We start from the raw sequence: 8097 nt of genomic DNA, 5'->3' as shown, positions 1-8097 counted from the left end.
CCGCGCGACGCGCGCATCACATAGCGCCGTAGCTAGCGCGGCTTGGCCGCGGAGGCCGACCCGTTACCCCATCTACGAACTGCCCTAAATCTCCAGCTCTGTGCCGAACTCCACCACCTGCTTGGTCGGCACGCCGAAGAACGCGGCGGAGCGTTCGGCGTTGCGTTGCAGGAAGGCGAATACGGTTTCGCGCCAGACCCACATGCCCGGCACGTCCTCGCGCGGGATGATGGTTTCGCGGCCGACGTAATAGGTGATGTCGGAGAGGTCGATGCCGGGGAGCTTGCCCTGGCGGCAGGCCAGGGTCAGCCCTTCGTAGATCGTCGGGTTCTGCATGAAGCCGTAATGCAGGACGACGCGGGTAATGCCGGGAATGATCTCGATCACCTCGATGCGGTCTTCGTCGGCGATGTGAGGAAGTTCCTCGATCAGCACGGTGACCAGGACGATGCGCTCGTGCAGCACGTGGTTGTGCTTGACGAACTGGGTCAGCGCCAGCGGCACGCCGCGGGGCGCCGAGGCCAGGAACACGGCGGTCCCGGGGAGTCTGGCGCTGCACTTGTTGACCGCGGTCTCGATCAGATCCTCTTCGGGCTGGCGCAGCTTCGCGCGTGCCGCTTCGACGAGCTTCACGCCGCTTCGCCAGGTCAGCATCAGGAAGGCAACGAGGGCGGCGAGCATCAGTGGAAACCAGCCGCCCTCGAACAGCTTGATCGAATTGGCCGAGAAGAAGATCACGTCGATCACGAAGAAGAATCCGTTCACGGCCACCACGAGCCATGGCGAATAGCCCCACTGGATCGCGACCAGGGCGGCGAGCAGCGTGGTGATCGCCATCAACAGCGACACCGCGATGCCGTAGGCGCCGGCCAGCGCATCCGAGCTGCCGAAGCTCAGGACGGCGCCGAGCGTTGCGGCGGCGAGCAGCCAGTTCACCAATGGCACATAGATCTGGCCGATCGCGTCGCTCGTGGTGTGACGGATCTGCATGCGGGGCAGGAAGCCGAGCTGGATCGACTGCTGCGTCAGCGAGAACACGCCGGAGATGATGGCCTGCGAGGCGATCACGGTTGCGACCGCCGAGAACGCGACCAGCGGATAGTGCAGGGCGTCAGGACAGAGCTGGAAGAACGGATTTTCGATCATGGTGGGGTCGGTGATCAGCAGCGCGGCCTGGCCGAAATAGTTCAGCACCAGCGCGGGGAGGCAGATCGCGAACCAGGCCAGCCGGATCGGCAGGCGGCCGAAATGCCCCATGTCGGCATACATGGCTTCGCCGCCGGTCACCGCGAGGAAGGCGGCCCCCAGGATCGCGAAGGAGACATGAAAATCCTGGTGGATCAGGAAGTCGAAAGCATAGAGCGGGCTCAGCGCCGCCAGCACCGCCGGCGCCTTGACGATGCCGTGGATGCCGAGCGCTGCCAGCACGAAGAACCAGGCCAGCATCACCGGCCCGAAGATGCGGCCGATGAAGCCGGTGCCCTGCTTCTGCATCATGAACAGTCCGATCAGGATGACGACGGTCACGGGCACAACCGCCGGCGCGAGCGATGGTGCGTCGACCTTCAGACCTTCGATGGCTGAGAGCACCGAGATCGCCGGCGTGATCGCGCCATCACCGTAGAGCAGGGCGGCGCCGACGAGGCCGACGACCAGCAGATGCGCGCGCCAGGTACCGGGTTGGGCGTTGCGGGCATGCAGCAAGGCCAGCAGGGCGACGATGCCGCCTTCGCCGCGGTTGTCCGCACGCAGAATCAACAGCGCATATTTCAGCGAGATGATCAGCAACAGCGCCCAGAGGATCAGGGAGGCAACGCCCAGAACGGCATCGTTCGTCAATGTGCCGCCGTGGGCGGCAGCCTTGGCGGCTTCCTTCAGGGCATAGAGGGGGCTGGTGCCGATATCGCCATAGACCACCCCGAGGGCGCCCAAGGTCATGGCAAGTGGCAGTGGATCAGGTTGATGGCCGGAGGCGACTGCGGGCGTACTGGACAATGGTAACCCCCCGATGGGTTCGCGCCCGACGGGTCATTCCGGCGGGCGCGAGCATCGGGCAGTCTGCGACGGGACGTCGCAAATATCCATGGGTTATCTTTGCGGTTTATCGTTGGGACTTATCGGGAGGTTTCCTGACGAGAAACTGACAGCCCGCGCTACGGAGTGCGGTTGGCGGTCACGAGGCGGGCCTCGCGGATGTCGGCTTTGGTGCCGGCCTGGCGAAGGCAGGACGCCTCGAAATTCGGCCAGGCCTGCCGCGAGCAGTCCTTGCCGATAGTGCGGATATCGAGCCGGTCGCCCTTGGCGAGCGGTTGCGGCACGCTCGCTTCGACGGTGGGGGCGAAGCCGGGCAGGAGGGTGAGGGCGGCAGCAACACACGCAGAGATGGCGATCGCCGAAAAAGCCTTGATCATGACAGTCCCCTGTGATGCGGCCGCTACGCCCAGTGTGCGGCCCGTCGTTCGTTGGCCGGATTAGTAACCATGGCCAGTTTCCGGACGTTTTCGCGAACGCGGGAAATGGTTTCGTTCGCGCTCCGTTTTGTTTCGTGGCCGCCCTCAGGACGAAACAATTCAGCGCATTCCGACACGGTTTTGCGGAAAAACCGCCAGGGAACCGGACCGGCTTGCCGGGCCGGGCAGGGCGCGGTAGGACGTGGCCATGCCCCGCATTGCCTTCTATCCAGGTTCCTTCGACCCCATCACCAACGGCCATCTGGACGTGGTCCGGCACAGCGTGTCGCTGTGCGACAGGCTCGTTGTCGCGATCGGGGTGCACCCCGGCAAGAAGCCGCTGTTCTCGACCGAGGAGCGGCTCAAGATGCTCCATGACGTCTGCGGGCCGGTGGCGGCCCAGGCCGGCTGCGTGCTCGAAGCCGCGACGTTTGACGATCTGTCGGTGACATCGGCGCGCAAGCACGGTGCGACGATCATGATTCGGGGCCTGCGCGACGGCACCGACCTCGACTACGAGATGCAGCTCGCCGGCATGAACGAGGCCATGGCGCCCGAGGTGCATACGGTCTTCCTGCCGGCTTCTCCCATGGTCCGCCCGATCACCGCCACTTTGGTGCGCCAGATCGCAGCCATGGGCGGGGACGTCTCGGCTTTCGTCCCGCCGCTGGTTGCGGCCCAGCTCAAGGCAAAATTCGCCTGATAACGGCGCGTTTCCTTTCTCATCTCTGATCCGGAGTTATCATGATCCGAATTCTCGCATTTGTTGCCGCGGTTCTGTTCGCGGTGCCGGCCTTCGCGCAAGCCTTGCCGGCCGGCCTCGACAAGGCCAACGCCATCGTCATCGACTCCACCAAGGGCCGCATCGTCATCAAGCTGAGACCGGACCTCGCGCCCCAGCACGCCGAGCGCATCAAGCAGCTCGCGCGCGAGGGCTACTACAACAACGTGCCGTTTCACCGCGTCATGGACGGCTTCATGGCACAGACTGGTGACGGTCAGAACTTCAACGGCACCGGCGGGTCGAAATATCCGAACCTGAAGCAGGAATTCTCCAAGGTGCATTTTGCGCGCGGCATCGTCGGCATGGCCCGGCGCGGCGACAGCGTGGACACCGCCAATTCGCAGTTCTTCATCATGTTCGCCGACGGCGGCAGCCTCGACAACCAGTACACCGTGATCGGCGAGGTCGTGCAGGGCATGGACGTCGTCGACAAGCTCAAGAAGGCGCCTCCCGGATCGAGCGGCGGCACCGTCACCGATCCCGACAAGATGGTGAAGGTGCAGGTCGCTTCCGACATCAAATAGGAGAGACGATGGCGCGCTGCGGTGGCAAGCTCCTGCTGGTTGCCGCGGTGCTGCTGCTCGGCGTTCCCGGCGCAATCGCCGAGGACGCACAGGTCAACACCATCCAGGACATCTTCCGGCATCTGCGCACCTGCTGGAAGCCGCCGCCCGCCGCCAGGGCCCGCCCGATCGACATCACCGTCGTCGTGAGCTTCAACCGGGCCGGAAACATTCTGGGCCATCCGAGGATTACCTATGAATCCGCGGAGGCCTCCGACGAGGACCGACTGCAATACCGGGTCGCGGTGATGGAGGCATTGCAACGCTGCACGCCGATGCCATTTACCGATGCGATGGCCGGCGCCGCTGCGGGGCGTCCATTCGCGATCCAGTTTCGCAACCGCAAATCTTCACCTGACAGGACTTCACCCCCAACCCAAGAGAGACGAGCATGAGCGCCACCGAAAACACCCTGATCCTCGAGACCACGCAGGGCCCCGTCACCATCGAGATGCGGCCTGATCTGGCGCCCGGCCACGTCGCGCGCATCAAGGAACTCGTGCGCGAAGGCTTCTACGACGGCATCGTGTTCCATCGCGTGATCGACGGCTTCATGGCGCAGACCGGCTGCCCGCAGGGCACCGGCACCGGGGGCTCCGGCAAGAAGCTGAAGGCCGAGTTCAACAAGGAGCCGCATGTGCGCGGCACCACCTCGATGGCGCGCGCCGCCAGCCCGGATTCCGGCGACAGCCAGTTCTTTATCGTGTTCGACGACGCCCGCTTCCTCGACAACCAGTACACGGTGTGGGGCAAGGTCACCGAGGGCATGGAGAACGTCGACAAGATCAAGCGCGGCGAGCCCGTGCAGAACCCCGACAAGATCGTCAAGGCGCGGATGGCGGCGGATAAGGAGTAAGCGTTCAACCCTCATCCTGAGGAGCGCGGAACGCGCGTCTCGAAGGATGAAGGCCCCGCTGCTGCAGCTCGGCCTTCATGGTTCGAGACGGCGCTACGCGCCTCCTCACCATGAGGGTCCAACTGTACGGCCCCGAGCACGCGATGCGCACCGACCTCTTCGATTTCCACCTGCCGCCCGAGCGCATCGCGTTGCGCCCGGCGAGCCCGCGCGACTCCGCGAAGATGCTGGTTGTCGATCACGGCACGTTGCGCGACCAAATCGTCGCCGATCTGCCGCAATGGCTGAGGCCGGGCGACCAGCTCGTCGTCAACGACACCAAGGTGATCGCGGCGCAATTGAGCGGCCGTCGCATCGGCCGCGAGACCGAGCCAAAGATCGAGGCAACGCTGATCAAGCGCCTCGACGGCTCGCGCTGGCAGGCGCTCGTGAAGCCTGCCAAAAAACTCACAGCCGGCGACCGCATCCGCTTCGGCAATGAGGGCAAGGTCTGCCTGCTCGGCCATCTCGACGCCGAGGTCGAGGCCAAGGGCGTGGAAGGCGAGGTGACGCTGTCATTTTCGTTTCACGGCCCGACGCTGGATCAAGCCATCGCCGATCTCGGCAGCCCGCCGCTGCCGCCCTACATCGCCTCGAAACGTACGCCTGACGATCGGGATCTCGCCGACTACCAGACCATGTTCGCGGCGAATGAAGGCGCCGTTGCCGCGCCGACAGCCGGCCTGCATTTCACGCCGGCGCTGGAGCAGGCGCTGCACGCGCGTGGCGTCGGCATCAACCGCGTCACGCTGCATGTCGGGGCAGGGACCTTCCTGCCGGTGAAGGTGGACGACACCGAAGGCCACAAGATGCACGCCGAGTGGGGCACGCTCTCGGCCGAGACGGCGGAACGGCTCAACACCGCGCGCAAGAACGGCGGCCGTATCATCGCGGTTGGCACCACGTCGTTGCGCCTGCTCGAGAGCGCAGCCGGCGAGGACGGCACCATTGAGCCGTTCGCCGCCGAGACGTCGATCTTCATCACTCCCGGCTATCGCTTCCGCGCCGTCGATATTCTACTGACCAATTTCCATTTGCCGAAATCGACACTGTTCATGTTGGTGTCGGCGTTCTCCGGGCTGGAGACGATGCAGCAGGCCTATGCACACGCGATCGCGACCGGCTATCGGTTCTATTCGTATGGCGATGCGTGTTTGTTGTTTCGGGCGAGCGGTAGGGTGGGTTAGCGAAGCGTAACCCACCACTGTTTGTCTCCGCGGAAGCGAAAGAGGCGGGTTCGCCAAGCGGACTGCGCTTCGCGCAGCCGCCTGGCTAAGCACCCTACGATACCCGCTACGCCATCTGCCGCTGCGGCAGGAGCTCCGCGATCTGCACCGCGTTGAGTGCAGCGCCCTTGAGCAGCTGATCCGCCGCCACGAACATCGAGATCGAATGCCCGGAGGGGTCGCTGAGGTCCTTGCGGATTCGGCCGACCAGGACGTCGTCCTGACCCGAGGCGTCGATCGGCATCGGAAAGTAGTTCTTGGCACGGTCGTCGACGATCTTGACGCCGGGCGCTCGCGCCATGATGGCGCGGACCTGGTCCTCGGTGATCGGCTTCTCGCATTCGAAGGTGATGGCCTCGCAATGAGCCCGCAGCACCGGCACGCGCACGCAGGTGACGCCGATCGCGATCTTGTCGTCCTCGAAGATCTTGCGGGTTTCGTTGATGACCTTGGTCTCTTCGTCGTTGTAGCCGGTGTCGGGGTCGATCGCCGTGTTGTGGTTGAAGAGGTTGAAGGCGTAGGGATGCGGCATCACCTTCGGCGTATAAACCTGCCCGTTGAGGTTGGCGCGGGTGGACTCGACCAGCTCGTCCATGGCGGCAGCGCCGGCGCCGGAGGCCGCCTGGTAGGTCGAGATGATCACGCGCTTGATGCGGTTGTTCTGGTGGATCGGCCACAGCGGCACCAGCGCCGTAATGGCGGCGCAGTTCGGGTTGGCGATGATGCCCTTGTGGTCGCGGATGCGGTTCGCGTTGATCTCGGGGATCACCAGCGGCACGTTCGAGTCCATGCGGAAGGCGGAGGAGTTGTCGACGACGACGGCACCCGCCTTGACCGCGATCGGCGCGTACTTCTTGGAGATGCTGCCGCCGGCGGAGAACAGGGCGATGTCGACGCCTTCGAGGGCGCGTTCGGTCAGCTCCTCGATGACGACGTCTTGCCCGCGGAACGACACCGTCTTGCCGGCCGAGCGGGCGCTGGCCAGCGCCTTGAGCTTGCCGACGCGAAAGCCGCGCTTGTCCATGGTGGCGATGAATTCGGCGCCCACCGCACCGGTGACGCCGACAATCGCGACGACGGGATCGTTACTCACTTTGTCCTCCATTGATTTGAGAATTCAGACAACAAAAAAGCCCCGGACCAACGAGGGGCGGGGCTTCGGTAGAGTGGATTGCGTTCTAGTCGACGACTACACGCGCACGCCTCCCCGGGCCCCGAAGGCCGTGGTGGTTTTAGTCGTGCGTTTGGTGGTCGCGAACATGGCGGGAGCTTATGCGGGAGAGTTTCGCGCCCGTCAATGGCTTTTCGGCGGAATTGGCGCTGCCGCTATTTGGTCCGGGCGCCCGGCGGTTCGAGGATGACCTCCTTGAGGTTGTCGCCACTGATGACGACGATCGCGAAATTCAGCCGGCCGCGTTCGCGCACCAGTCCGCCGCTGATCGCCTTGCCGGAGGCCGCGCGTTCGGCGACGTCCACGGCATCCGCCAGACGGTGCTTGATGGCACCGAGCGCTGCGAGGTTGCTGCGGTCGTCGAGGTCGAGCTCGGCGAGGGGCAGGGCGGCTTCGCCGCCGACGAGCTCGCCGGTCGCGGCATTGATGGTGTGGCGCCAGATCCGGTCGTTGTGCAGTGTCTTCACCCGGTAGACCGGCACGCCGGAGGCTCCGTCGAAACTCACATCCGCCGTGGTGGCACCGGCGTGGCGGGCTTCCGCAATCGCCATGGCCTGGTTGATCGAGATCGACGAGCTGCGGAATCGCTCGATCTCGCGACTGACCGCTTGGCGGTCGACCTCAGTGTCACCATCTGTGTCGCTATGAAGGGCGGTCGGCGTGCCCCCGCTCACGATCGCCCGCGCCGGCGCCGGGAGGAGGAGTGCGGACACGGCGATCGCGAGCAATCCCGAGATCCGTCGTTTGGCTGTCGTCATGCTCGAAACCCTCGGCCAGCGAGTGTGCCGGATGATCGTAAAGAATTTGCGGCCGACCTTGGGCATCGGTCGGCCGCTGAGCGTCGTGACGGGCTATTTCCGCCGCGGCGATCGAGGCGGTGCGGACCTCTTTGGGGCTGGTGAAAAAGCGATCCGCATCGCCCTATAATTAAACCATACCGTATCGTTTTGTTTTGGTCAACGGCGCGGGCGCGGAATCCCGTGGGAAGATCGCAGCCTCACGGAATTG

At 64.7% G+C, this 8097-nt stretch carries 10 protein-coding genes; 6 read left to right on the top strand and 4 right to left on the bottom strand.

Features of this window, described 5'->3' with window-relative positions:
• Positions 1-84: 84 nt before the first annotated feature.
• Complete coding sequence (locus tag AC0L21_RS35790) at positions 85-1938, bottom strand: potassium transporter Kup (RefSeq protein WP_473266516.1); 1854 nt, start codon at positions 1936-1938, stop codon at positions 85-87.
• A gap of 215 nt (positions 1939-2153) precedes the next feature.
• Positions 2154-2411, bottom strand: coding sequence for a hypothetical protein (locus AC0L21_RS35785; protein WP_473266511.1), 258 nt, complete (start codon positions 2409-2411; stop codon positions 2154-2156).
• 247 nt (positions 2412-2658) lie between these two features.
• Between AC0L21_RS35785 and coaD the strand changes: the two genes are divergently transcribed.
• From coaD to queA, 5 genes are all read left to right on the top strand, one after another.
• A complete protein-coding gene (gene coaD, locus AC0L21_RS35780) occupies positions 2659-3153 on the top strand; it encodes a pantetheine-phosphate adenylyltransferase (RefSeq protein ID WP_007610644.1) in 495 nt (164 codons plus the stop codon).
• Positions 3154-3194: 41 nt separating this feature from the next.
• Positions 3195-3758 (top strand): peptidylprolyl isomerase, encoded by a 564-nt coding sequence (locus tag AC0L21_RS35775; RefSeq protein ID WP_473266509.1) that lies wholly within the window; start codon positions 3195-3197, stop codon positions 3756-3758.
• Between the two features lie 8 nt (positions 3759-3766).
• Entirely contained in the window at positions 3767-4192 is a 426-nt protein-coding gene (locus AC0L21_RS35770) for a hypothetical protein (protein WP_063996246.1), read from the top strand.
• Positions 4189-4653 (top strand): peptidylprolyl isomerase, encoded by a 465-nt coding sequence (locus AC0L21_RS35765; protein WP_473266507.1) that lies wholly within the window; start codon positions 4189-4191, stop codon positions 4651-4653. Before AC0L21_RS35770 ends, AC0L21_RS35765 begins: the two co-directional genes overlap by 4 nt.
• A 143-nt stretch (positions 4654-4796) precedes the next feature.
• Positions 4797-5879, top strand: a complete 1083-nt coding sequence (queA, locus tag AC0L21_RS35760) for a tRNA preQ1(34) S-adenosylmethionine ribosyltransferase-isomerase QueA (RefSeq protein ID WP_473266513.1) — start codon at positions 4797-4799, stop codon at positions 5877-5879.
• Between the two features lie 106 nt (positions 5880-5985).
• Here the strand turns inward: queA and AC0L21_RS35755 are convergent, their stop codons facing one another.
• Positions 5986-7023 carry an aspartate-semialdehyde dehydrogenase gene (locus AC0L21_RS35755; RefSeq protein ID WP_473266505.1) on the bottom strand — a complete coding sequence of 346 codons (1038 nt, stop codon included), beginning with the start codon at positions 7021-7023 and terminating at the stop codon, positions 5986-5988.
• 221 nt (positions 7024-7244) lie between these two features.
• Entirely contained in the window at positions 7245-7847 is a 603-nt protein-coding gene (locus tag AC0L21_RS35750) for a PepSY domain-containing protein (protein ID WP_473266503.1), read from the bottom strand.
• Here AC0L21_RS35750 and AC0L21_RS35745 point away from each other — a divergent pair.
• The gene (locus tag AC0L21_RS35745; protein ID WP_473266501.1) at positions 7846-8016 is read left to right on the top strand and encodes a hypothetical protein; all 171 of its coding nucleotides are present in this window, start codon (positions 7846-7848) and stop codon (positions 8014-8016) included. The two genes, AC0L21_RS35750 and AC0L21_RS35745, sit on opposite strands and share 2 nt — an antisense overlap.
• Positions 8017-8097: the final 81 nt, after the last annotated feature.

The organism is Bradyrhizobium sp. WSM4873 (assembly GCF_055811355.1).
Note: the sequence above shows the minus strand (reverse complement) of the source record. Positions and strands in the feature narration are given on the sequence as shown.